We start from the raw sequence: 22,816 nt of genomic DNA on the forward strand, positions 1-22,816 counted from the left end.
TTGCCTGCTTTTCCCTTTCTGCTCAATGCACAACGCCCGTCTCCTGAGAGACGGGCGTTGTGAGCCTTTGGTCGGCTATGCGTTATATGTCGTCGACGAGACCCTGCCACCGCGCCCAGTCCAGTTGGTGTGGAAGAACTCACCGCGTGGTTTGTCGAGGCGTTCATAGGTGTGGGCTCCGAAGAAGTCACGTTGCGCCTGAAGCAGATTTGCAGGCAGACGCTCTGTGCGATAGCCATCGTAGAACGCCAGCGCCGTAGAGAACGCCGGAGTCGGCACGCCGAGCTCAATCGCATGGATCAACGCCTTGCGCCAGCTCGCCTGATACTTGTTCAGCGCGCCGGAGAAAAAGTCGTCGAGCAAGAGGTTCGTCAGCTTCTCATCCTTGTCGAAGGCCTTTTTTATGTCGCCCAGGAACGCCGAACGGATGATGCAGCCGCCGCGCCACATCAACGCGACGCCGCCCATGTTCAGCGTCCAGCCCTGCACCTTCTCGGCCGAGCGAAGCAGCATGTAGCCCTGCGCATAGCTCACCATCTTCGAGCAGTACAGCGCGCGGCGCACTTCTTCAATGAACTCGGCTTTGTGCTCTGCCGGGATCTTCTCCTGCTTGGGTCCGTGCAATACCTTACTCGCCACGACGCGCTCGTCTTTCAGCGCGCTCAGGCAGCGAGCGAAGACGCTTTCACCGATTAGCGTTACGGGCATGCCATTGTCCAGCGCGTCGATCGCAGTCCATTTGCCGGTGCCCTTCTGTCCCGCGGTATCGAGGATCTTGTCGATGATCGGCTGACCGTCGTCATCCTTCTTGCCAAAGATCGTCGTCGAGATCTCGATCAGGTAGCTGTCGAGTTCACCCTTATTCCACTCAGCAAACACGGCCTCAAACTCATCGGCCGTCAGACCGAGCCCGTCCTTTAGCAGCTGGTAGGCCTCGCCGATCAGCTGCATATCGCCATATTCGATACCGTTGTGCACCATCTTCACGTAGTGGCCTGCGCCGCCTTCGCCAACCCAATCGCAGCAGGGAGTGCCGTCCTCGACCTTGGCCGCAATCGCCTGAAAAATTGGCTTCACCGCTGGCCATGCCGCAGGATCTCCTCCGGGCATGATCGACGGACCGAACCGCGCGCCCTCTTCGCCGCCCGAAACTCCAGTGCCGATGTAATGCAGGCCCTTTTCGGCGAGCTCCTTCGTGCGGCGGTTGGAATCCGTAAACAACGAGTTGCCACCGTCGATGACGATGTCTCCCTTTTCGAGGTATGGCAGCAGGCTTTCGATCGTCTTATCGACGACGTCTCCAGCCTTGACCATGATCATCACGCGGCGCGGCGTCTTCAACTTCGAGCACAGTTCTTCGAGCGAGTGCGCCCCCTCGATCTGCGTCCCCTTCGCCTCATCGGCGAGAAACTCATCCACCTTGCTCGTCGTGCGGTTGAAGACGCACACCTTGAAGCCGTGATCGTTCATATTCAGCACAAGGTTCTGGCCCATCACTGCGAGGCCGATCAAACCGATGTCACATGTAGCTTCCGCCATGCTCTCGTCTCCTGCCCACAGCTGCGTGAGTCGCAGGCGGGCTTTGAATTTGAAGTGGTTGCGTTTTGTCTCGCGACAGAATTCTGAAGACTGCCCGGCCTCTCTGCGCTTTCACCACGCAGGAAGGTGCTCTGCCTCAAGCGCCAACACCCTACCTGCATAGACCGGCGACTGTAAAGACATCGCGTCAACAAATCGCCGCAGCGCGTCCCGCCTATGCGAGAATCCCAGTATCCTCAATCACGCCAGCACAGGAGCCACCAAGCCATGCCGAACGCATCCACTCTCTGTAGCCCTCCAACCGGTTCCACCTCGCGCCGCTCCTTCCTTCGCTTAGCCGGGCTCGCCGCCTCCCTGCCGGTGCTCACCGAAAGCCGTCTGGCCTGGGCCGCCATGGCCGACGTCTCTCCCGCCACAGCGCTGGATCCCGCCAAAGCCGTAATGATCAATGCCAACGAGAATCCCCTCGGCCCCTGCGAAGCCGCGCTCAATGCCATCCGCGCCGCAGCCGCCACCGGAGGTCGATATGACGCCTCCAACTCCATCCCAGAGCTTTACTCCGTCTTCTCCAAGCAGCTCGGTCTGCCCGAAAACTACCTGACGATCTATGGCGGCTCCAGCGACCCGCTTCAGTTCTCCGCCGCCGCCTTCACAAGCGCGGATAAGCCCTTTGTCGCAGCCGATCCCAGCTATGAGGCCGGTTACTGGGGTGCCAAGGCCGCCGGACACGCCATCAAGCTGGTCCCTTTGACAAGCACCTACGCGCATGACGTTAAGGCAATGGTCGCCGCCAGTCCCAACGCGGGTCTGCTCTATATCTGTAACCCAAACAATCCGACCGGCACTCTTACCCCGAAGGAAGACATTCTGTGGGCGGTACAGAACAAGCCGAAGGGTTCCATCATCATCGTCGACGAGGCCTATATTCACCTCTCCGAGGCTCCGAGCTGCATCGACCTCGTGAAGGCGCACCAAGACGTCATTGTGCTGCGCACCTTTTCCAAGGTCTACGGCATGGCTGGTATCCGCTGTGGCGCGGCAATCGGCCGCCCTGATCTGCTCGAAAAGCTGAAGCAATACGGCGGCGACAACCCTCTGCCGATCACCGGCATTGCAGCCGCTATCGCCAGCCTGAAGGACAAGGACCTTGTCCCGACGCGCCGCAAGATCATCGCCGATACCCGCAATCAGACCTTCGCCTGGCTCACAGCCAAAGGCTATAAGTTCATCCCATCGGTTTCGAACTGCTTCATGATCGACGTAGGCCGGCCCGGCAAAGAGGTCATCAAGGCGATGGCAGACCGAAACGTCTTCATCGGTCGGAGCTGGCCGGTGTGGCCGAACTATGTGCGCGTCAGCGTAGGAACGCCTGCCGAGATGGCAGCGTTCCAGACTGCCTTCGCGGATGTGATGTCAAAGCCCGCCTAGCTAAATCTGAGGCAAGCGAAAGCGGCACCTTCTATAGAGGGTGCCGCTTTCGTTTGGACCGCCGAGATGCTCAGGCTGCTTTATAACGTCCCAGCTCTTTCACCATGCCGCAGTGGGGCCGCAAAGCAGCGATGGCAGTGTCAGCCATCGCATTGTCCGCGATCCTGAGATCGACATAGAACACGTACTCCCACGGCTTGCCCGGCACTGGCCGCGACTCAATCTGAGTGAGATCGACGCCGGCCTGCGCCAGCGCCTGCAACGCGGCTACCAGCGTTCCAGGGCGATGCTCCACCGCAAAGGAGACGCTCATCTTGTCCGGCTGAGGCAGCCCGGCCTCGCGCGGGTCGCTTGCCCGGCGCAGCAGATGAAAGCGTGTGAAGTTCTGAGCGTGATCTTCGATGCCGCGGACAAGTACGTTTGCTCCATACTCTTCGGCAGCGAGTTCAGGCGCGACGCCTGCAGTATCGCGCAGACCCTCCGACATCACATGCTTCACGCTGCCTGCAGTGTCGTAGAACGGGATTGACCTTACTTTGCGAGTTGCGGCCAATTCAGTCAGATAACGGCGACACTGACTGAGCGCTACCGGATGACTAAGAACATTGCGCAGCTCATCCAACGTCACTCCTGGCGCGGCAATCACATTGTGCCGGATTCGGAGCAGGCTCTCGCGGTCGATACGCACGGGTTGCTCCATAAGCAGATCGTAGTGCTCGGCCACCGAGCCGTGCAGGCTGTTTTCAATCGGCAGAACCGCTGCATCAACGCGCCCGGTGACCACGGCCTCCACCACTTCAGCAGAGACACTGCATGGAATGATCTCTACCGTTCCGAGCATCTCCAGAGCCGCCATATGGCTGTTCGATCCACGCTCTCCCTGGATTGCGATGCGCAGTGATTTTGCGTGCAAGGTTGCCTGCCCCTCAGCAATATTCATCCTTCGTCTGGCCTTTCTATACGTCGCCTTTTGGACTTACAACCATATCTTGTAAGCAGGACAACCAACCCACTCGGGTCGGCAACTTACCATACTGTGTGTAAACGTGCAGTACCTGCTGAAGATTGCATCTACACGTAACGATACGCAAAGATGCATCGGCATGCACCTCGTTTCATAAGGGTTTACGCATCACGCAGTCTCAGGTTGGCTAACTTAAGGGAGATCGAACGCAATGCTCTGGACAATCACCGTCATTCTTGTACTGCTCTGGCTCGTAGGCCTCGTCGGCTTCCCCGCTCTCGGCATGTGGATTCATATCCTGCTCGTGCTGGCCATCGTCTCACTCATCTTCAATCTTTTGAGCGGGCGCAGAGCTCTATAGCGGCAGTTGAAGCTTTAGCTCAACTTAGGTTTGCGCGGTTGCACTTTTAGCTGTGATCCAAACTTGCACTCTCTCTTTCGGCGATGCCGACTAAAGACATTTCTTCATATATCAACCCAAGGAGATACTCCATGACGACCACCACTACCGTACACGGCAAGATTGATGAAGGCACGGGCAAGTTGAAGCAGACCGTTGGCGAGGTGTCCGGCAACGAAAAGCTGGCGAACGAAGGCGCGGCCCAACAGATCAAGGGTCACGTTGAGCAGGCGTGGGGCTCGATCAAGGAAGCGGTGAAGGAATCCCACGACCGCCACGAACCTGAACGTCACGACATTCGAGAGAAGCTCGTTTCGACCGCACAAAACGTAAAGGAAAAGATCCAGCACGCCGTGAGCCCCGACAATAAGGACGTTTAGTCGAAGATCTAACTTGTTATTACCTATCGATTGAAGGGCCCGCTGAATAGCGGGCCCTTGGTTTTAGTAGTGATTCCTGAACTCTGTACTCACTACCTTTTAATAAATACATCCGCAGCCACAGCAAGAAAGAAGACCACCGAGATGATTCCGTTCAGCGTGAAGAAGGCCGCATTCATTCTGCGCAGATCCTTCGGGCTGATGATCGAGTGTTCATATGCCAGGAGCAAGGTCACTATGCACATACCTGCAAGTGCAATCGACCCAAGAGCAAACGCATGGATCAGGATGAAGATGAGCACCACTGCGGCCAGATGCATCACACGCGCAATCCAGAACGCTCTCTCGAGTCCGAAAGTTGCTGGCACACTGAATAATCCGACACGGCGATCGTAATCGAAATCCTGGCACGCGTAGAGCACATCGAAGCCGCCAACCCACAGCATCACGATCGCAGTAACAAGCAGCATCCGCACATCGTAACTACCGCGCACAGCAATCCACGCTGCCGATGGAGCGATACCCAGAGCCAACCCCAGCACCAGATGCGACCAGCGTGTCAAACGCTTCATATAGCTGTAAGCGAGCACCACCAGTAGCGCGATCGGCGCCAATTCCAGTGTTAGCCGATTCAACATTGCAGCTGAGCCAATGAAGATCGCTGCTGCAAGCGCGGTGAAGGCTGCGACGAACCCGGAGGAAAGCTGTCCCGCAGGGATTGCGCGCATCGCCGTCCGCGGGTTCGCCGCGTCAATCTTTGCATCGACCAACCGATTGAACGCCATCGCCGCTGAGCGCGCGCTGACCATACACACCAAAATCCAGCCTAATACCGGCAGCCGAGGCCAGCCACCCGCTGCAAGCACAGCCCCAGTAAGAGCGAACGGCAACGCGAAGATCGAGTGCTCCCACTTGATCATCTCCAGCGTCACGCGCGTATTTCGTAGAACGCTTTCCATACCTCTATGTTAGCCCCGCACGCGCTTCCGCGCGCAAAGGCCGCTAGCGGTACCGTTTGCGAATCTTGTAAACGATAGAGAAGACGCCATTTTCATCTCGGGTCAGCACCAGCGCGGTGCTCTGGTTGATCTGATATGCCACCTGGATCAGTTCCTGCGCCGTCTGATTCACATTGGTCGCAAACGTCAGCGTCACCTGCTTGGAGATCGGCTCTACCACCGTAATTCGCGCAGACGAACCGCCCAAAGTGCCTACATATGTAGGATCGATCTTCACCGAGCCTGCACCGAAGAGCTTGTTTACCCGACTCAACACTGTCGCGTTCAACGCTCCGCCCAGCACAGCGTTTGTTGTTGAATCCGAACCTGCCTGCTGCTGTTGCTGCTGATAGATCTGCGCCTCTTCCTGCGTGCGGCCCAGCGCCAGCAGGTTGAAGATATCCGCTTCCGTCAATGGTGGCTGCGAGCGATAGGTTGGATGCAGGCTGTTCATCGTTCCGTGCAAACCAATCGTAATGTCATAGGTCTCGACGCGGGCCTGCGCATCGAGATCGATCACTGGATCGATGCGCACGGGATTGCTGAACGTGATGCTGCCTCGCGTCAGCTCATAGCTGGTGCCTGCGAAGGTCGCCTTACCCTCGGTGATCTGGATGCGGCCGAGGATCGACGGGATCGCGACGGTTCCTCGCACGGTCAGGTCAACCGAACCAGCCAGCTTCGCATAGGAGTTTTGAAAGTCGAGTTGCGGCGCACTCTTTACTCGAACGTCGAGATGGATCTTGTTGGTCGCCGCGTCGGGAGATGGCGGGATCGACGGCCCGGAGTTGAATGCAGAGAAGTCAACGTCTGGTCCAATGCCGAAGCGGGTGACAAGCACGTTGCCAGAGAGCTGCATGGACTGCGGAGTTCCCTGCAGCCGCAGGTTCGCCGTCGCGGTAGAACTGAGCCCATAGAGGCGAACGCGCACCGCTTCGCCCGTCGCAGTGAGGTCTGCGAACAATCCCTTTTGATACGCGAGGTAGCCACCTATCTTTAATTGTCCGCCGCCGGTTGTCGCCGTGAGGTTCTCCACATTGAGGCGGTCTTCGTTGAACGCGAGCGTACCGTTCATATTGCTGAGGCCGTTCGCGACGCCGTCAACGGCCAGGTTTACATTCTGCACCTGCACGTTGCCTGTCAGCTGCGGCTTCTTCATGCGCCCCTGCACTGCCATCTTGAACGTCAATTTGCCTGACGTAATCAGATCGGGGTCGAAGCTGTGCGCAAGCGCCGTGTTGACGTTGCCGCTGGTGCTGATATTCAACACGCCACCCTGGGGGTTCGTGTCGCCAAACACATGCGCCGTGCCTGAAGCGCGAAGGTCCGTATCCTGCCCGGTGATGTGCAGTGCATTCAAGGTCAGCGTTCCGCTGTTCAGGCTCGCGCGCAGGGGTTCGGCCGATTTCAGCTCGACGCCAGCCAGCGTCACATCGATGTTCTGAAACTCTGCTGTACCCGAGAGCTGCTGCGGCTTAGCCAGCGGACCGCTTACGGTCACGGTACCTGAGAGATCTGAGCTGCCTTTGATTGAATCCGGCGCGAAAACTGCAATCGCGTTCGCTATGTTAAGTCCGCTGAGCGTTAACTTCGCCTGCGTCTGATAGTCGCCGGTCACGTTTGTCTGACCAGTCGCTGCAACCTGCGCGCCAATCAAGGTCGAGTGCAGCTCGTAGTTCACATTCGAGCCTGTGCTCGTTGCTGTCGCAGTCAAGTTGCCGAGTGCTTTTCCGTCCGTCACCACATTGTCGAGTTTCAAGTTTGCCTTCAGTCCCGGTTGCTCGAGGGTTCCGTTGGCTGAAACTGTAAAGCTCAGCGATCCATCGGCGTTCGCATTTAGTTTGTTATACGCAACAAGCTTGGAAAGCTGAATCTGATTGCCCGATAGCTGCGCCCGGATGATCTTGCTATCGAGGTTGTAGCCGCCGCTGCCGGTGACGGTCATGTCGTGTGCGCGCACGGTGAGCTTACTGACATCGATCTGTTGACCTTCCATTCCCAGGTCCACCGACACCAGTTGATAGGGCTCGTCATACGCCACGCCGTTGGCGAGCGTCACACTTCCGGTGCCGTGAATATCTTTGACCGTACCCTGCGCATGAGCGTTCAGGTTGACAGTTCCGGTGACCGGGATTTTCTGCTGTTGGCCCGCCATCGTCAACAAGTCGATGGCCTGCGCATTCGCCAGCTTTGCGGTTACGTCCATCTCACCCTGATCGTCCCACACGTAATCTACTGTGCGGCGTCTCGTCACGACCTTATGCGGTTTGTACGAACCGGCTACATTGAGCACGGTCTTGCCCTGCGTCACAGTAGACGACGCTACAGCTATGCCTGCAAAGGGCGAGTACTCCGCATCGGCGATGACGTTGTCGATATGAATGTCAGCCTCTGTGCCCAGCTTGACGGCTAGGTTGTCCGCGCCAAGATGCCCCTTCACATCAAGATTGCGGATCGGCCCTTTCGCAGTGCCCGCAAAATTCATCGTGCCGTGGAGCACAACAGGGATAGCCGCCGATCCCTTCTTGCCGTTCGCCTCGAAGCCCAGCGTTTGCAGCAACTGATCGAACTCGCCCAGGTCGCGTGCCTGCAAATCGGCCTGCAAGTTCGTCAGAGGATCGCCGTCACTCACACCGAGAACGCCGCTTGCCTTCAACGTAGTCTGCGGTGTCTGAAACAGCACCTGCTGGATGTTTACGACTTCCGTTCTACCGAGGTACTTGGCAATCACGGAGCCGGAGACAGGAATGTTCGATAGCGCGCCTTTGCGTCTCGTCCCTGTTGGCGAAAGAGCCAGATTGGCCCCCACCTGCACCGTCGTTGAAACATTCGGCACAGCACCGATCCATTCAACCGACACAGGTCCAGTGATCGAGGTATCGAAGCCGAGGTCACCATAATGCTCCGGAGCTGTGACGTCCATGATGGTGCGTAATGGGATCCTCGTCACCGTCGCATTTACATAGGCATGATTTGGCGCTGGTACCACTTTGCCTTCGAGTGAGCCATGCGTTGCGTCGACTGGAGCCGTACCTAGCCAGTTCTCGATACGCAGCGACCCCTGTGCCTCACCGCCCGTTGGAAACACACCAAGCAAATCCGGGAACGCAAGGGTCTCCGGTGTGATGTGCAGGACAGCATGACCGTTAATGCCGTGCAGTCGCACATCCTCGGTCACATAATCGGCACCATGCAGCAGGATGTTCCCGCTCACCAAGTAGGCAGTGTTGCAATCAGGCGCGGCGGCTGGAACCTTGCTCGCCGGTATCGTCGCTTTGCGTTTTTGCCAAAAGTGGGGCTTCTTTGCGGGCGCAGGCGGGCTCGCCAGGCAGGTGTGTCCCTGCATGTCGATGTCTGCAAGGCCGCCGTTTAATCCATCGACGTCCGCAAGATATCCCACCTGCTTCAGGTCGACCTTGCCCTTCGCAAACACCTTCCACGCTGGTTTATTGAAGTGGTTCAAACTCCCAGCGATCGTCAGCTTCGTATCCGTGCCGGAAGCGAAGGTGAGCGTCTTCAAGTCGGCCGCGTCGCGACCCACTTCCGCAGAGAGATGCAATCTGGACTGGACCTCGGGCTTCACTGCCATCTGCGTGCGCAGGTTGCCAAGATCCACCGTGATGCCATAGCGATCCGACTTGCGGATGTATGCTACCTCCGCTTGCAGGTCGTTTGCGGCGAGGTTTAGTGGGATTGCCTTGTCGTTCACCACAGTAATGCCGTTGACCAACTCCACCTTCGTTGCCTGCAAATCGAGCAGCGTGTCTTGAATGGGCTCTGTACTGGCGCTGGGGTGCTTCGGTACCGGTGCGTTCGTGTGCCCGTCTTTATCCACGATCAGGTGGAAGTGAGGCTGCTCTACGCGAAGCAAATTTAAGCCGATGCGCGAATGCACCGTCTGGCCCGCAACGTGATTCATGAAGGTGTTGATCTTCACGCGAACAAGAATTTTGCCGACCGACAGGTAGGGCGATTCACCAGCGGGCTCGCTGCCGTGGACGACGAGGTTGTCCGCTTCGATTGCAAGGTGCCACAGGCTGAACTCGATGCGACCAAGTTCTACGTGGCCTCCCAGTGAATCTTCCAGAAGGCTGGTCACCTCTTTTCCAACGCGACGCTGGAAATCATCTGTGGTGGTATAGAGAGCCGCCGCTCCCAGAAGCACCACGATGCCTCCGACCACCCACGCGAGTAAGGTCAGCACACGCCGAGTTACAGAATGCGTGGGCGGAGTCGCGTTCGAGTTAGTCTCCGGTGTCTGAGTCATGGCGCTGGCTGTCCTGGGTGAAAGATGACGACACCGCCCTGAGCACGCAGGGTCTGCAGCCAGTCGTTCAGAAGCTTCGAAACCTCCTGCTCGATGAGCACTTGCGCGATACGGTCCTGCACCTTCTCTAGCGGCGGTGCCTGCGCCTTCGCGGCTTTATAACGCGGCAACATCGTCTTCTCGTAGTAGTCCGCAACGGTCTTGTCGTCGACTCGAACGCCGCTGCGGAACCGCGCCTCGATGAACGAAAGCACCTGCAAGCGCAGTCGCCATTGATCCCGAAAACTAGCTGCGGTAAACCCCTGAGTGTTCAAGTATTGATTCCAATTTGTGTCGCTGTCGCATTGGTGTTGCGAACACGCTGGAATCGTCTGCCGCAACAAACCAATCTGTTTGTCGAGTTCGTCATCCGCGATGGGAGGCTGGTCCTGTAATTGGATCTGCTGCAGAATGAGCTGCCGATTGATCAATCGCTCAATCGCCGCATCGCGTGAGGAAGCCACAGTGTGCGAAGCTTCTTTATCCGCGTTGGGATCGAAGTTCAATTCCTGGAAACGCAATTCCTTGTCGACATCGCTATCGAGAATCAGATCGCCATTCACCACCGCCACCGAGCGGTCAAATTGGTTCGACCCATTCGAACTATCCGCTACCGAACGAGCGGGCGTTATCACCACCGGCTTCTTCGGAGCAGCCGATGTCTGCGCACCGCAAGGAAGCAGGAACAAGAGCGCCAGAGCCGGCGACAGCGTGAGGGCTTGCAAACGAGTTGGAAAGATGCGGCTCATACGCTTAGAAGCTCTGACCGATGCTGAAGAAAAAGTTGAAATGGCTGGCCTGTCCTACATACGGCAGAGCGCCGGTATAGTCGTCGAAGACCGGATAGATCGGCGGATTGAGGTTATAGCTGAAATCTGCACGTAGAGGCCCAACCGGTGTGTTGTATCGAAGCCCAACTCCGAGGGCATGGGAGTAGTAGTTGAAGCTGCAGGTTCCTACAGCGTTGTCCTGCTGCGTTGCGGTAGGAGTCGTTCCTGGAGCTACGCCTGCAATAGTCAAATTACGGCAGGTCCCGCGATTGGGCTGGCGGAAGTTTTTAATGCTCTTGAACATGTCCCCGGGCTTCTGGAAGGCATTTCCCATGTCGTGAAATAGAACGAAGGAGACGCTATCGCCGACAATGGGCAAGGTCGGCGGAGGCAGGCGCAGTTCGAATGAATTTACGACTACCGCAGAGCCACCGACCGGGTAGCCCGTCGTAAGATCGCGGGGGCCGGCGTCGTTGATACCGAAGCCGCGGTGGGAGGTTGCGCCGCCCGCGTAGAGGCGCTCCGGTAAGGGAATCGCGTTGCAGGTCGGGTTGGTGTTGAGCAGCGTGCCTGCGCAGGCGGTGGAGCTGACGCCAATCTGTCCGCCGGCGTTATCGGCGTTGGGGTTGGGCCCCCAGCTGTTCTCAAATCCGATGCGCGTGTTGCGGGCAAACACATACTTCTTCTTGCCAAAGGTGTAGTACGTCGACTCTGACAGATCGACCTTATTGAAGTCCGTTCCAGAACCGAACTTGGACGACGCGAAGAACTCCTGCAACGAAAAAAATTGCCCCTTGCCCGCATTCAGCGGGCTTGGATCGCGCGTATCGTGCAGCCATGTGAATGCCGGACCGCCTACGATCACCGGCTCCGAAAGCTGGTTGATGAGGTTCGGCGTGATCTCCAGCGAGTTCTGGTCGATCGACACGCGCCGATATTGGAAGTCGTAGATAAAGGTGTCCGCGCGCTTTACCTTCTCCGTGATGCGGAAGTCGCCCTGCAACGTCTTGGAGGAAAAGGTCGTGATGTCCTGCACGTTGGAGTAGCCGCCCGAAAGCGTAGCCGTGAGCTTCGGACGTCCAAAGAACTGAGGGCTGTTGTAGCTCAGGTTGGCAATCTCTTCCAGCAGACCGTAGGTCGTATGCAGCGTGATCGAGTCTTGCGTTCCGCGCACATTGATGCGGGATATATCCAGCGAAACCCGTGGACTGACGCCAGCCTTGCCATTTTGCGCCGCAGTCGAGCCGCGCGTCTCGCCCGGCACAACGGCAGGCGTTCCCGTCTGCGCCTCAAAGCCGAAGCCATAGGTTACGTCCCAGCGCTTTGCCTCATAGAGCTGCACCAACACGTTCTTGTACGGAGCGACACCATCGGGGTCCTGCGTGGCGACGTTGACCTCGTTGAACTCGGCCAGGTTGTACAAGTTGCGCTGCGTCTGAAGCAGTGCTGCCTGATCCAGCGGCTGACCTGCTTTTACCTTTAGCTGGTTCTGCACCACTGACGGTTTCGTGTGCTCGATGCCCGTCAGCAGCACGCGGTCGATGTTGACCTTCTGGCCTTCCACGATCTTCAGCGATACATCCGTCTTATCGCTGCCTTCCACGTTGCTGTCACGAGCAATATCGACACGCGCGTGATCGTAGCCAAGGGAAAGGTAGTAGCTGAAAACCGCATCGCGGTCACCTGAGAGAGTTACGAATGAAAATGGCTGACCTGTCTGCGAGTTCAGCAACGCCTTCACCGCATCCATTCGAGCCGGATCGACTCCCACAAGCTGTACCATACCAAATTTGCGTTGCTTACCTTCTGCGACCTTGAAAGTGACCTGGATCTGCGCGGTTTTCAACTTCCGGCCATCGGACGCGGTGTCCATGTCCTTCACCGTCGGCGTGACCTTGACATCTTCGAAGCCATTGGCGCGATAGAGACCTTCGATGGAGGAGACATCGGCGCTGAGAAGAGTCGAGCTGTAGCGTCCACTACGCTGGTAGTTATCGCCCTTCTTCACGCGAAGCAACTCTTCAAGGGTGTCGTGGTCGAAGTACTTGTTGCCGACGATCGAAACCTGCGTGACCTTATGTGTCGTTCCCGGCGTCACGTCGTACTGCACAGTGACCTTCTTCGTATCTTTGCCGGTCATGGCGACGGTGACCGTCGCGTCGAAGTACCCTCGCTGCTGCAAGTAGTCGCGGATGTTGAACGACCCTTCGTTCAGCAGGTCGTTATCGACTGTGCCTTCCTGATAGATCGGCACCAGCAACTTCATGCGTGACTTCGAAAGCTTGGCACCGTTGATTATGATCTCGACAATCGGACCCTGGTTCGCGGCAAAGTCATAATCCATCTGGCTGCGCGGCTGGTTATAGGCCGAGTCCTGCAGACTGATCGTGCCTTCAAGCCGCTGGTTCTTCTGGTAGTACGAACGCACGCCCGATAAGGCATTGCTAACTGTATTGCGTGTCACCTTGGCATGGCAGGTCTTGTTCAGCTTGGTCGCGATGCGGCCACAGTTCAGGCTGCCCTTCTTGCGGAAGTCCGTTACCGAAATACCCGCGTCAGCACCATCAACCTTCACATCGCCTACGCGTGCCTGCACGCCAACGTTGACGGTAAAGGTCGCATCGACCTGGAAGCCTAGATCATCCACTTTCGTCTGCTGTGTGATGACCGGCTCTTGATAGCCATTTTGCGCAAGCACCTGCTTGATGCCGTCGACTGCGGCGGGAAGGTCAGCCTCAGAGAATGGTGCTCCGGGGTCGAGTTTTGTCGACGACTCCAGCAGCGAGGAGAGACGATCTTCCCTGACGCCAATGATGGTGACACGGCCCACGAAGTATCGCGGAGTTCCGGAGAAGACCAGCACCAGCGTCTTGCCGCTGTTTGCACCGGGCTGCCCGTAAACGGAGATGTCGCGATATCTCCCCGTGGCGAAAAGCTTCCGCAGATCAGCGCGAACATCTTCGGCGTTCAGCGGCGTGCCAGCCTTCTGCTTCAGGTCGCCGATGATGGGGTCGGTATCGCTGAAAGTGACACCCTCGAAGCGAACCGCTTCTACCTGAACTCCCTGCTGTGACCAGATGCTGCTAGACAACGCGGGCAGAGGATTTTGAACAGCTGTGTCTGCTGCTGGCTGTGTCGTGGCAGCATCAGGCGATTGAGCGAGAGCAAGATTCGTGCAAAGCGCAAATGACGCGGCACAGAGGAGCGCAGGCAGTCGATACGCCTTGCGTGCAAGCACCCAGGGAGAGAAGAGATGATGTCCGTTTTTTTGAAAGAGTGCAAATACCGGACGAGCCACCGGGAAATCCTCTCAGACTTTGGCGTGCAATCTACAGTTTGCGGTAGTGAGAGGCGAGCTGCCCATAACCGACGGAGAGGACAATTTCAGCTTCTAATATGAGCCGCGTCAGATTCTTCGTATCTAATCTTACAGATACAGGTTCGGTCTCGCAGGTTGCCTGATCGCGACTGTGCGGTGTTGACGACCTTATACTTTAGACGATGCCTGTTTCAGCTCATGACCCCGCCGTGATTGACGATCGAGAGAGATATTCGCGCCAGGTTCTGTTTGCCGGGATCGGCGATGCGGGACAGCAGCGGCTCAGAGCTGGTCGCGTCGCGATTGTGGGCGTTGGAGCGACTGGAGCGGCGACTGCGGGGCTCCTGGCGCGCGCAGGCGTCGGTCAGCTGACACTGATTGATCGCGACTTCGTAGAGCCTTCGAACCTGCAGCGGCAGATGTTGTTCGATGAGCAAGATGCGCTGGATGCATTGCCAAAGGCTGAGGCAGCGCGGAGGCAGCTAGGACGGATTAATTCGAGCGTGTCGGTAAACGCGCAGATCGCTGATCTCGTTCCGGCGAACATTGAGGCGCTTTTGTCAGAGAGCGATCTGGTTCTGGACTGCACCGACAACTTCGAAACACGCTATCTGCTGAACGATTACGCGGTTGCCAACGGAAAACCGTGGATTTATGCGGCAGCTGTTGGCGCTTTCGCGGTGACAATGAATATTCTGCCTGTGGGCGAAGAGCGGACAGCTTGCCTTGCGTGCATCTTTCCGGCGATGCCGAGCGGAAATGTGGAAACGTGCGATACAGCTGGGATTTTGTCGACTGCGGTGAATTATGCAGCGTCAATCCAAGTGACTGAGGCGATGAAGTTTCTGACTGGGCAAGCGAAGCTGATGCGGCGATCGCTGATCTCGGCTGATCTTTGGAGCGGCGAACGATCTGAGATTGCGACTGGAAAGCCGCGGAAGGATTGCGATGTTTGCGGAAAGCGCGTGTTCAAGGCGCTTTCAGGCGAAGGAAGACCTCACATTACGCTTTGCGGGCGGAACTCGGTGCAGATTCATGAGCATTCGCGGCCGACAGATTTAGCGGCTTTGAGAGCGCGATTGGAACCTTTGGGAACTGTTCGCGCGAATGGAATGCTTTTGCGGTTTGAACGTTCGCCTTACACAATTACAGTTTTTCCGGATGGAAGAGCTTTAGTTCAAGGAACGACTGATGTTGGTTTGGCGCGGTCGCTGTATGCGCGATTCATCGGCAGCTGAGATACCCCTCTCCCTCCCATACTTTTGGAGCTAAACTCTTCTAAGGATTGGATTTAGGTCTGGACCGGAGGTGCAGAGAGATTGAACCCACCGTTCTTTCTCTCTGCTGTTATTTTAGCAGTGGGGTCGGTCTTAGTCGAGCAAATTCTCGCGCTGGCGAGCGACGAATCACCAGCTTAGCTGACGGTAAAACTGTTCGCGCTGAAGGGGCATCCAGGGTTGCGGGGACCCGAGTTCCACAGGCAGGATGCAACCTTCGGCGGAAAGGCTGCCTCTTAGCCTTATAGACACCCTCTGCACTGTTCCGATAATTTCGGTATGGTGAAGTTGCGGTTCATCTTGCTTCATTCCGCAAGGCAATCGATTTCCATGAACCTACAAGGCACAACAAGCATGCAGACCAAAGCCGCACCTGGGTTCTTTAAGCGGAACCCACCGATCGAAGGCGAGGCAGAGGCCATCGAGCGCGCCAAAAATGGCGACGCCGAGGCGTTCTCGTTCCTGTACGGGTTGCACAAGCGCCGCGTATATACCCTGACCCTGCGTATGCTGGGCAACGTCTCCGAGGCGGAGGACATGACGCAGGAGGCTTTCCTGCACCTTTTCCGCAAGATCGGCAGCTTCCGCGGCGAGAGCGCGTTTTCGACCTGGCTTCACCGCCTGACGGTGAACCTTGTGCTGATGCACTTGCGCAAGAAGGGCCTGCAGTTGGTCTCGCTCGAAGAGACGATCAATCCTTCCGAGGATGATGCTCCGAAGCGTGATTTTGGCGCGCGCGACCCGAGCCTTGCCGGATCAGTGGACCGTGTGACGCTCGAGCGCGCGGTGGCTTCCCTGCCGCCGGGATACCGCATGGTGTTCCTGCTGCATGACGTAGAAGGATTTGAGCACAACGAGATCGCAACGATGCTCGAGTGCTCGACTGGCAACAGCAAGTCGCAGCTGCACAAGGCCCGCCTGAAGCTGCGCGAGCTGCTGCGCCAGCCCGAAAACCTGGTCGCGCTCGAAGCCATGAAGGAGGCGAAACGATGAAAGACCTCTCGACTGCAAACTTTGACACGATGACGACGGACGAGTTCCAGGAGTACCTGCCGGAGCTGTTCGCCGAAGGTGGCGGCAACGTCAGCAAGGACCCGCGGTTCGCGAAGTTTCTGGAGAACAATCCGGTGTGCGCCGAACTGGTGCATGACCTGGAGACGATCGCCGAGACGGCCAAGAGCCTGTTCGAGCCGACGCACGAGCCCAGCGATGATCTGTGGAACAAGATCGCTGGCAAGCTGCATGAGCCTGAAGAAGAGAACTAGTTTGGTTGATGGAAAGGCCCCGCGAGAGCGGGGCCTTTTTTGCTTTGTTTGCCCCTTACAAACATCTGGCCAAATGTCACATTGTTGGTACACTACCGGCTACCACAACCCTGATGAGCAAAGTGGCTTAAGATGGCTACGACGCATTTCTATGGCGACGCAGAGCGATGGAATCGATTGCTGCTCTGGCTCGGCTTCAGCGTTCTCATGTCACTGGCACCGTTGGGTATCAACTTTCTTCTCGTGCGTGGCGAAGCAGGGTTCAACTTTGCCAAAACCTACGATAAAGGTGAGTTGTTTCTGATCGCCACGGCGCTTTGCGCCGACGCGACGGGCAGGCTATTCAATCACAAAGGGAATACAAAGGTCCTGACGACCCTGTTCATGATCGTGACTGTCTTTCTTTTGTGCTGGAGTACAATCGAGTGCGGATTGGTGGCGAGGCAGGTGTATCTAGATCAGCCGATCAGCCTCACCATAGGCAGCGATTCCCTGAAGTGCTTTTTAGGAACTGTCTGTGTCGGTCTTGGCGCCATTCTGTTGGAGGATTCATGATTCCTAATCTCGCTCTTTTCGCTGGAGTTATCTCGCTACTGGCAGCTGTAGCGAAATACAGTATGGATCGGCATCGAGGGCGGGCGGGTTCCTCGAAGCTTAGGGTATCCATCGGAGATCAGTCGATTGATGTGAGCAATCTATCGGCTGAACAGGTGACCGCTCTGGTAACTGCTTTGACAGAACAGACCAGCACGCGAAAAGCTGCATGAGCCTGATTTAGAGAAATGGGTTTTGATTTTGAGAAGGCCCCGCGAGAGCGGGCCTTTTGTATTTGAACGAAGTTGCGCAGAGCTAACCAAACAGTCGGTTTTGTTAGCTAACCTTTGGTTTCGATCGAGGAAGCGGCGCTATCAGCGGTTGATCAAAAAGATACTTCATAAGGCCAGGCAAGTCCGCAAAACCATAGAGTTCTGCTTTTTTTGCATCTGGGAATCGAGCCCATTGATGGATCTTGAAAATCTGATGTTGGGTCAGCAACATGCTGCGCTCAGACGCTTCCGCACCGGCAGCGATGACAGCTTGTATGAAGGTCGCTCCGAAGAGCACTTTCCAGCAATAACGGGCCTGCCATCTTCCTTGATCGGTGTGGAAGTGGCCCCAGACTGAACTAATTTTATGGGTTTTCGCATCGCTCTTTCGGAAGCCAGGGAGCATCACGGGGGTCACTTCTATCATGGCTCCCCACTCATCACAGGAGTATCCTTCGACGCGAAGCAAAGTGACCTGCCTCAGCTCGATCAAGACACCGAAGGTGCCTACACGGGCGTCGGCCACGGTCATGAATCTCAGGTGAGCTGTCTTATCGAAACCCTTGAGTTTTTTTTGTAAGGCTACTGGCGAATTTGCCCGACGCGCTGGTGGGGCATCCTTGCTCTGCAAATTTATTTGTAGAGTGGATGGGCCGCTCTCGATCTCCACGAATCTTCGAATCAACCACACGAGGAATAATGCGATGGAGAGGGTCGGGAAGGAAAGATGGGCCATATCAGCGATACCAAAACTCCGGTGTCAAATGGTCAGTCGTCAAGCCTGTTTAGCTTTCAATCGCGGAACGTATTTCTTCCTCCCTGCATTCGCCCGTGTGACTCTTCGCCGCTTAGCTGCTGCGATGGCAAACACCATAAAGACGGAAATGAACGTAAGCTCGACGAGAATCGCGGTTATGGCTCAGCTCCGAGTCGATGCTACTCCAGTTTGAAAGGTAGACCAACGAGTTTGGATCAGGAGTTTTCGGAGAGGGTCTTATCGAACTTGCCGATAATCCGACTTTTCGGGACTCGAACCGTCTACTGAATATTATGAAAATTCTGGCTTTTTGTTTGGCGATGGCTGGCGTGTTTCCAACCTCCGCAACGAGCATGGCAGCGCCATCTGCGCGGGACCAAAACAACGCGTCTCCCTCCCCCGGTCTATCTTTTGAGGTGGCAACCATCAAGCCTGTTGATCCCTCATATCATTTCGATGGCACACGTTTCTGGGCTCACGTAAATCCGGGAGGCGCTGCTTATTGGTACATGTCACCCATCACCCTTGTTGCGTACGTCTACGATGTAGATTCATTCCAGGTCGTCGGCCCGGAATGGGCGAAGACCGAGCACTTCGACATTGAAGGCAGATTCCCGGAGGGAGCTGATCAGAAGGACGACCGCAAGATGCTGCTGGCCCTCCTGAAAGACCGCATGAAACTGGCTTTCCATATTGAGAAAAGAGAGTTGGAAGGCTACGCTTTGGTTGTTGGGAAGCACGGCGAAAAGTTGAGGCCGTCGCCTCCTGATCCGGTGAGTCCTAACGCCGAGTCTCCTCTCAAGTCAGGGGACAACAATGCTGGCGAGGTATCCGCGAAACCGAAGGCAACCAGAAACCCGGATGGTTCCAGCACCATCGACATGGGTAAAAGAGGAACCCAAACGGTGAAGTTCGACCAGGAAAAGTGGGTCGCCCATTGGGAACGCAGCAAAATGACGATGGCAGAACTGGCTCAGATTCTGACCCCCTGCCTGGGCAGTGGTGAACAGAAGGTCGCAGATGAGACCGGATTGACGGGGATGTATCAGGTCGCGTGGGACTGCCCCTTGGCAGTGAGACGGCAATCGTCCGCAGGCACAGATGCTAGCGCAGCGCCCTCCGATCCGCAGGACGCCTCCACGCTCTTTCGGTCGCTTGAGGCGATGGGGTTAAAGCTGGAAAAGCGCAAGACGCTACAGGACGTCTATGTCATCGATCACGTTGAAAAGCCATCAGCGAACTAACAAGGTAAATAGTGTTGCAATTCCCATTGGCGAGGCGTACATTCGCTAGCGATGACGATGTTTTCGAGCTACGCGCGATTTACCTATGGCTACTGGTGGCAACCAGCGGCTTCGCGTAGCAGTGCCCGTCTCCGAACGACGTAGAGGTACCCCGAGACAAAGTAAGCACACACTACACCGAGCCGCCACCCCCAAGGGTTGCGGCTTTTTCAGTTTTGTCAGCAAAACCGGCAGCACGGAGAGACGACGATGAGTGCAAGGGCAACACTGGAAGCTGTGGACGAGATGGAGATAACGAAAACGGGCGGACGGGCGAGCGGGCAGGTGAGCCTGCCGGCGACGGTGGATCGGGTGGTGCTGACCGGGTTCATGGGGTCGGGCAAGACGACCACCGGCAAGCTGCTGGCGGAGTTGCTGGGGTGGGAGTTCCGCGACCTGGACCGCGAGATCGAACGGCGGGACGGGCGGACGGTGCCGCAGATCTTTGCCGAGAGCGGTGAGGAGGCCTTCCGTCGGCTGGAGGCGGGGGCGCTGGCTTCGCTGTGCGGCAGGCGGCGGGTGGTGATCGCGCTGGGTGGAGGCGCGATCGAGGAGCTGCGCAGCCGGCTGCTGCTGGAACAGACGCCTCGGACGGCGGTGGTGTACCTGCAGGCTCCGCTGGAGACGCTGCTGGAGCGGTGCGCGAAGGATGAGGGGACGGCGAGGCCTCTGCTGGGCGAGGCGGAGGCACGGTTCAAACGGCGGCATCCGCTGTATGAGCGGGTGGCGCGGCATAAGGTAACGACGACGGAGCTGGCGGCGGAGGCGGTGGCGGAGGCGGTCGTGGCGGCGCTGCGGGGTTGAGATGGTTCAGCCCACCTTAGCGACGATAAGGCCGCCGCGAAGATGGGGCACCCAAAGGTGTGGGAGTTCATGGGGCGGAATAAGTTTGTGGAGCCTTCGTGTGACATAAACCAGTCGGCGAGTTGGGGCACCCGGCGTTAGGGTTTCGTGCATCTGAAAGCAAATAAAAGCTCAGCAGCAAGAATGGGGACCGATGAACGCGACGAACGAGAACGAGTGGCAGGACAAGATCAGGCAGGGACGGAGTTTGATCCTGTTCGCGTTTGCGGTGGCGCTGGGGTTGGCGCTGGCCTGGCGGCTGCGGCCGGTGCTGGAGCTGGTGTATGTGAGCGCTCTATTTGCCGTGGTGCTGATGCCCATGGTGCAGCACATTATGAGCTGGAGGATTCGCGGGTGGAGCCCGTCGCGGGCTGTGGCGATTGTGGTGCTGGTGGCAGGGGTGTTCCTGGGGCTGACGCTGTTCCTGGTGATTGCGCTGCCGCCGGTGCTGAAGGATATCCAGCATTTTGCACAGGATCTTCCACAGCGGGTGCCGGAACTGATCGGCAAGTTGAAGCAGAAGGTGCCGGTGACGAACAAGATTGGCGTGGACTCGATTGCGATGAAGGCCGAGGGGATGGCGGCAAGCTTCGCGCAGTATGTGGTGAGCGCGGCTCCGGAGCTGCTGGGCAAGGTGTTCGACTTGGTGACAGCGTTTATCCTGTGCCTTTACTTCATGATGGAAGGCGAGTTTGCGTACTACTTCTTCTTGTCGCTGTTCCGTGACGAGACGCGGGACCGGCTGTCGAAGACGCTGCTGAAGGCTGAGCTGCGGATGAGCAAGTGGCTGATCGGGCAAGGGTTGTTGATGCTGACGCTGGGTGTGACCAGCACGATCGTGTTTGGAGCACTGCATCTGCGGTACTTCGTGTTGCTGGGTGTATTGATGGGACTTTTCAACATCATCCCGATTGCGGGTGGAGTGATTACGATTGCGCTGGCGGCGGGGGTGGCGGCGCTGGATTCGTGGAGCAAGATGGCGGGGGTGCTGATCTTCTACCTGATCTACACGCAGGTGGAGACGGGATTTCTGACGCCTCGGATCATGCGCAGCAGCGTGAATCTGATGGGGCTGACGGTGCTGATCGCGCTGCTGGCGGGTTCAGAACTGGCGGGAATTGTTGGTGCGCTGGTGGCGGTGCCGACGGCGGCTCTGGTCGCGGTGCTGGCGCAGGAGTACCTTGTGCAGAGTGAAGAGCCGGAACCGATGAAAGAGGAGTAGAGGCAGCTGAGAGGAAAACGCGGTATTTGCCTGAGAATGGCGGGAAATACCGCGTGATCCGATGTAATCTTGAGATATTAAGCACACGTCTATTCAAGATATGCAGCTAGCTCTCGAAGCAACTATGCAGAGTGTTCAAGGCGCGGAACGGACCGGCTCAGAGCTGGACGATATCGACGCGCTGGTGCGGACGTATCGTCCGCGGCTGCTGCGGTTTGTGACGTTTTCGATCGGCGACCAGGACATGGCCGAATCGATCACGCAGGACTGCTTTCTGAAGGCTTACAACGGGCGGGCAAATTTTCGCGGCGATTGCTCGGTCAATACGTGGCTGACGAGTATTGCGGTGAACCTGATCCGCGACCAGCAGCGGCTGCAGAAATTTCGTTTCTGGCGGCAGGCGCGGGCGACGGCGATTGACATTACAGACGCAGCGAGCTTTCTGCCAAGCGCGGAGTGCTCACCCGAGAACCGGATGCTGGTGCAGGAGAAGGCGCAGCAGGTGCAGACTTCGTTGCTGGCACTTTCCGAGAAGCAGCGGACGGTGTTCCTGATGCGTTTCATCGAGGAGATGGAGTTGTCCGAGATTGCTGCGGCGACGAACATGCCTCTGAACACGGTCAAGACGCATTTACATCGCGCGCTGAAGTCAGTCCGCGCGCAGGCGGGGAAAACGATATGACAGGTGCGACGATGAACCACCTGACGGATGAACAGATAGACGATGCCCTGCTGGGCGATCTGGCGGCGGAGGCTGCCGGGCACCTGGCATCGTGCGCCGTGTGCCAGCAGCAGTTGATCGCGGCCCGGATGCCGCTGGAGAGCTTCAAGGCGGTGACCCTGGCGTGGAGCGAGCGTCGGTCGGCGACGATGCCTGCCTCTCTGCAGGAGCGGATGCTGCATAACGCGAGCGGATCGCGTCGACGAGCCTGGGGGACAGCAGCGGTAGCTGTGCTGGCGCTGATGGTGGCGCTGCCTTTCGGTATGCATCATGCGAATGGAGTGCGTGAGCAAAGTTCGACGCAGGCGGCTGCGCCAATTGCGCAGTCGCTGCAGACTGAGGCAAGCGCCGAGCAGATCGACAGCGATAACCAGATGCTGCACGAGATTGAGACGGAGTTGAGCTCCAACCGGACGAGTTCCGAGGCGATGGAGTTGCAGGAGATCGGCGACCAGGGTGACGGACATGGGTCGGCGCGCATGGTTCGAGACTAGCTGGTTCGTTTACGACATAGAGATAAGACTGCTCCCGGGATAGA

The 22,816-nt window shown here is 57.3% G+C and carries 19 protein-coding genes; 12 read left to right on the plus strand and 7 right to left on the minus strand.

The window, feature by feature from the left end; genetic code table 11:
* Window positions 1-75 precede the first annotated feature (75 nt).
* Window positions 76-1,539 (minus strand): decarboxylating NADP(+)-dependent phosphogluconate dehydrogenase, encoded by a 1,464-nt coding sequence (gene gnd / locus OHL14_RS07610; RefSeq protein WP_263378742.1) that lies wholly within the window; start codon window positions 1,537-1,539, stop codon window positions 76-78.
* A gap of 267 nt (window positions 1,540-1,806) precedes the next feature.
* Here gnd and OHL14_RS07615 point away from each other — a divergent pair, with 267 nt between their 5' ends.
* A complete protein-coding gene (locus OHL14_RS07615) occupies window positions 1,807-2,967 on the plus strand; it encodes a pyridoxal phosphate-dependent aminotransferase (protein ID WP_263378743.1) in 1,161 nt (386 codons plus the stop codon).
* Window positions 2,968-3,037: 70 nt separating this feature from the next.
* On the opposite strand, the gene OHL14_RS07620 is transcribed toward OHL14_RS07615, so the two are convergent.
* Complete coding sequence (locus OHL14_RS07620) at window positions 3,038-3,907, minus strand: prephenate dehydratase (RefSeq protein WP_263378744.1); 870 nt, start codon at window positions 3,905-3,907, stop codon at window positions 3,038-3,040.
* 235 nt (window positions 3,908-4,142) lie between these two features.
* Between OHL14_RS07620 and OHL14_RS07625 the strand changes: the two genes are divergently transcribed.
* Both OHL14_RS07625 and OHL14_RS07630 read left to right on the plus strand, forming a co-directional pair.
* The gene (locus tag OHL14_RS07625; RefSeq protein ID WP_263378745.1) at window positions 4,143-4,292 is read left to right on the plus strand and encodes a lmo0937 family membrane protein; all 150 of its coding nucleotides are present in this window, start codon (window positions 4,143-4,145) and stop codon (window positions 4,290-4,292) included.
* A gap of 131 nt (window positions 4,293-4,423) precedes the next feature.
* A complete protein-coding gene (locus OHL14_RS07630) occupies window positions 4,424-4,711 on the plus strand; it encodes a CsbD family protein (RefSeq protein WP_263378746.1) in 288 nt (95 codons plus the stop codon).
* Between the two features lie 92 nt (window positions 4,712-4,803).
* Here OHL14_RS07630 and OHL14_RS07635 read toward each other — a convergent pair whose 3' ends face one another.
* Genes OHL14_RS07635 through OHL14_RS07650 form a run of 4 tightly spaced genes read right to left on the minus strand, consistent with a single transcriptional unit; the run spans window position 4,804 to window position 13,876 of the window.
* Window positions 4,804-5,670 (minus strand): UbiA-like polyprenyltransferase, encoded by an 867-nt coding sequence (locus OHL14_RS07635; RefSeq protein WP_263378747.1) that lies wholly within the window; start codon window positions 5,668-5,670, stop codon window positions 4,804-4,806.
* Window positions 5,671-5,713: 43 nt separating this feature from the next.
* Window positions 5,714-9,976 (minus strand): translocation/assembly module TamB domain-containing protein, encoded by a 4,263-nt coding sequence (locus OHL14_RS07640; RefSeq protein ID WP_263378748.1) that lies wholly within the window; start codon window positions 9,974-9,976, stop codon window positions 5,714-5,716.
* The gene (locus OHL14_RS07645) at window positions 9,973-10,764 is read right to left on the minus strand and encodes a SurA N-terminal domain-containing protein (protein ID WP_263378749.1); all 792 of its coding nucleotides are present in this window, start codon (window positions 10,762-10,764) and stop codon (window positions 9,973-9,975) included. The genes OHL14_RS07640 and OHL14_RS07645 overlap by 4 nt, the downstream gene beginning before the upstream one ends.
* A 4-nt stretch (window positions 10,765-10,768) precedes the next feature.
* Window positions 10,769-13,876, minus strand: a complete 3,108-nt coding sequence (locus OHL14_RS07650; RefSeq protein ID WP_263378750.1) for an outer membrane protein assembly factor — start codon at window positions 13,874-13,876, stop codon at window positions 10,769-10,771.
* A 410-nt stretch (window positions 13,877-14,286) separates the two neighbouring features.
* On the opposite strand from OHL14_RS07650, the gene OHL14_RS07655 reads away from it, so the two are divergent.
* From OHL14_RS07655 to OHL14_RS07670, 4 genes are all read left to right on the plus strand, one after another.
* Window positions 14,287-15,342: a ThiF family adenylyltransferase gene (locus OHL14_RS07655; protein WP_263378751.1), complete on the plus strand. Its 1,056-nt coding sequence runs from the start codon at window positions 14,287-14,289 to the stop codon at window positions 15,340-15,342.
* A gap of 393 nt (window positions 15,343-15,735) precedes the next feature.
* Window positions 15,736-16,374 (plus strand): RNA polymerase sigma factor, encoded by a 639-nt coding sequence (locus OHL14_RS07660; protein ID WP_263378752.1) that lies wholly within the window; start codon window positions 15,736-15,738, stop codon window positions 16,372-16,374.
* Window positions 16,371-16,646 carry a hypothetical protein gene (locus OHL14_RS07665; RefSeq protein WP_263378753.1) on the plus strand — a complete coding sequence of 92 codons (276 nt, stop codon included), beginning with the start codon at window positions 16,371-16,373 and terminating at the stop codon, window positions 16,644-16,646. The genes OHL14_RS07660 and OHL14_RS07665 overlap by 4 nt, the downstream gene beginning before the upstream one ends.
* A gap of 132 nt (window positions 16,647-16,778) precedes the next feature.
* Complete coding sequence (locus OHL14_RS07670; protein ID WP_263378754.1) at window positions 16,779-17,201, plus strand: hypothetical protein; 423 nt, start codon at window positions 16,779-16,781, stop codon at window positions 17,199-17,201.
* A gap of 315 nt (window positions 17,202-17,516) precedes the next feature.
* On the opposite strand, the gene OHL14_RS07675 is transcribed toward OHL14_RS07670, so the two are convergent.
* Window positions 17,517-18,188 carry a hypothetical protein gene (locus OHL14_RS07675; RefSeq protein WP_263378755.1) on the minus strand — a complete coding sequence of 224 codons (672 nt, stop codon included), beginning with the start codon at window positions 18,186-18,188 and terminating at the stop codon, window positions 17,517-17,519.
* Between the two features lie 314 nt (window positions 18,189-18,502).
* Here OHL14_RS07675 and OHL14_RS07680 point away from each other — a divergent pair, with 314 nt between their 5' ends.
* The 5 genes from OHL14_RS07680 to OHL14_RS07700 all read left to right on the plus strand — a co-directional run bounded on the left by OHL14_RS07680 (window position 18,503) and on the right by OHL14_RS07700 (window position 22,772).
* Complete coding sequence (locus OHL14_RS07680) at window positions 18,503-19,453, plus strand: TIGR03435 family protein (protein WP_263378756.1); 951 nt, start codon at window positions 18,503-18,505, stop codon at window positions 19,451-19,453.
* A 285-nt stretch (window positions 19,454-19,738) separates the two neighbouring features.
* Window positions 19,739-20,296 (plus strand): shikimate kinase, encoded by a 558-nt coding sequence (locus OHL14_RS07685; protein ID WP_263379070.1) that lies wholly within the window; start codon window positions 19,739-19,741, stop codon window positions 20,294-20,296.
* Between the two features lie 193 nt (window positions 20,297-20,489).
* Entirely contained in the window at window positions 20,490-21,557 is a 1,068-nt protein-coding gene (locus OHL14_RS07690; RefSeq protein ID WP_263378757.1) for an AI-2E family transporter, read from the plus strand.
* Between the two features lie 124 nt (window positions 21,558-21,681).
* Window positions 21,682-22,239, plus strand: a complete 558-nt coding sequence (locus OHL14_RS07695) for an RNA polymerase sigma factor (protein ID WP_263378758.1) — start codon at window positions 21,682-21,684, stop codon at window positions 22,237-22,239.
* A complete protein-coding gene (locus OHL14_RS07700; RefSeq protein WP_263378759.1) occupies window positions 22,236-22,772 on the plus strand; it encodes an anti-sigma factor in 537 nt (178 codons plus the stop codon). The genes OHL14_RS07695 and OHL14_RS07700 overlap by 4 nt, the downstream gene beginning before the upstream one ends.
* Window positions 22,773-22,816 lie beyond the last annotated feature (44 nt).

The organism is Granulicella paludicola, from assembly GCF_025685545.1.
Classification (GTDB): Bacteria; Acidobacteriota; Terriglobia; order Terriglobales; family Acidobacteriaceae; genus Granulicella; species Granulicella paludicola.

Excerpts from the sequence above, each read along its gene's own strand:
- gnd (WP_263378742.1), bottom strand. The coding sequence starts at position 1,539 with ATGGCGGAAGCTACATGTGACATCGGTTTGATCGGCCTCGCAGTGATG.
- OHL14_RS07615 (WP_263378743.1), top strand. The coding sequence starts at position 1,807 with ATGCCGAACGCATCCACTCTCTGTAGCCCTCCAACCGGTTCCACCTCG.
- OHL14_RS07620 (WP_263378744.1), bottom strand. The coding sequence starts at position 3,907 with ATGAATATTGCTGAGGGGCAGGCAACCTTGCACGCAAAATCACTGCGC.
- OHL14_RS07625 (WP_263378745.1), top strand. The coding sequence starts at position 4,143 with ATGCTCTGGACAATCACCGTCATTCTTGTACTGCTCTGGCTCGTAGGC.
- OHL14_RS07630 (WP_263378746.1), top strand. The coding sequence starts at position 4,424 with ATGACGACCACCACTACCGTACACGGCAAGATTGATGAAGGCACGGGC.
- OHL14_RS07635 (WP_263378747.1), bottom strand. The coding sequence starts at position 5,670 with ATGGAAAGCGTTCTACGAAATACGCGCGTGACGCTGGAGATGATCAAG.
- OHL14_RS07640 (WP_263378748.1), bottom strand. The coding sequence starts at position 9,976 with ATGACTCAGACACCGGAGACTAACTCGAACGCGACTCCGCCCACGCAT.
- OHL14_RS07645 (WP_263378749.1), bottom strand. The coding sequence starts at position 10,764 with ATGAGCCGCATCTTTCCAACTCGTTTGCAAGCCCTCACGCTGTCGCCG.
- OHL14_RS07655 (WP_263378751.1), top strand. The coding sequence starts at position 14,287 with ATGCCTGTTTCAGCTCATGACCCCGCCGTGATTGACGATCGAGAGAGA.
- OHL14_RS07660 (WP_263378752.1), top strand. The coding sequence starts at position 15,736 with ATGCAGACCAAAGCCGCACCTGGGTTCTTTAAGCGGAACCCACCGATC.
- OHL14_RS07665 (WP_263378753.1), top strand. The coding sequence starts at position 16,371 with ATGAAAGACCTCTCGACTGCAAACTTTGACACGATGACGACGGACGAG.
- OHL14_RS07670 (WP_263378754.1), top strand. The coding sequence starts at position 16,779 with ATGGCTACGACGCATTTCTATGGCGACGCAGAGCGATGGAATCGATTG.
- OHL14_RS07675 (WP_263378755.1), bottom strand. The coding sequence starts at position 18,188 with ATGGCCCATCTTTCCTTCCCGACCCTCTCCATCGCATTATTCCTCGTG.
- OHL14_RS07680 (WP_263378756.1), top strand. The coding sequence starts at position 18,503 with ATGAAAATTCTGGCTTTTTGTTTGGCGATGGCTGGCGTGTTTCCAACC.
- OHL14_RS07685 (WP_263379070.1), top strand. The coding sequence starts at position 19,739 with ATGGAGATAACGAAAACGGGCGGACGGGCGAGCGGGCAGGTGAGCCTG.
- OHL14_RS07690 (WP_263378757.1), top strand. The coding sequence starts at position 20,490 with ATGAACGCGACGAACGAGAACGAGTGGCAGGACAAGATCAGGCAGGGA.
- OHL14_RS07695 (WP_263378758.1), top strand. The coding sequence starts at position 21,682 with ATGCAGAGTGTTCAAGGCGCGGAACGGACCGGCTCAGAGCTGGACGAT.
- OHL14_RS07700 (WP_263378759.1), top strand. The coding sequence starts at position 22,236 with ATGACAGGTGCGACGATGAACCACCTGACGGATGAACAGATAGACGAT.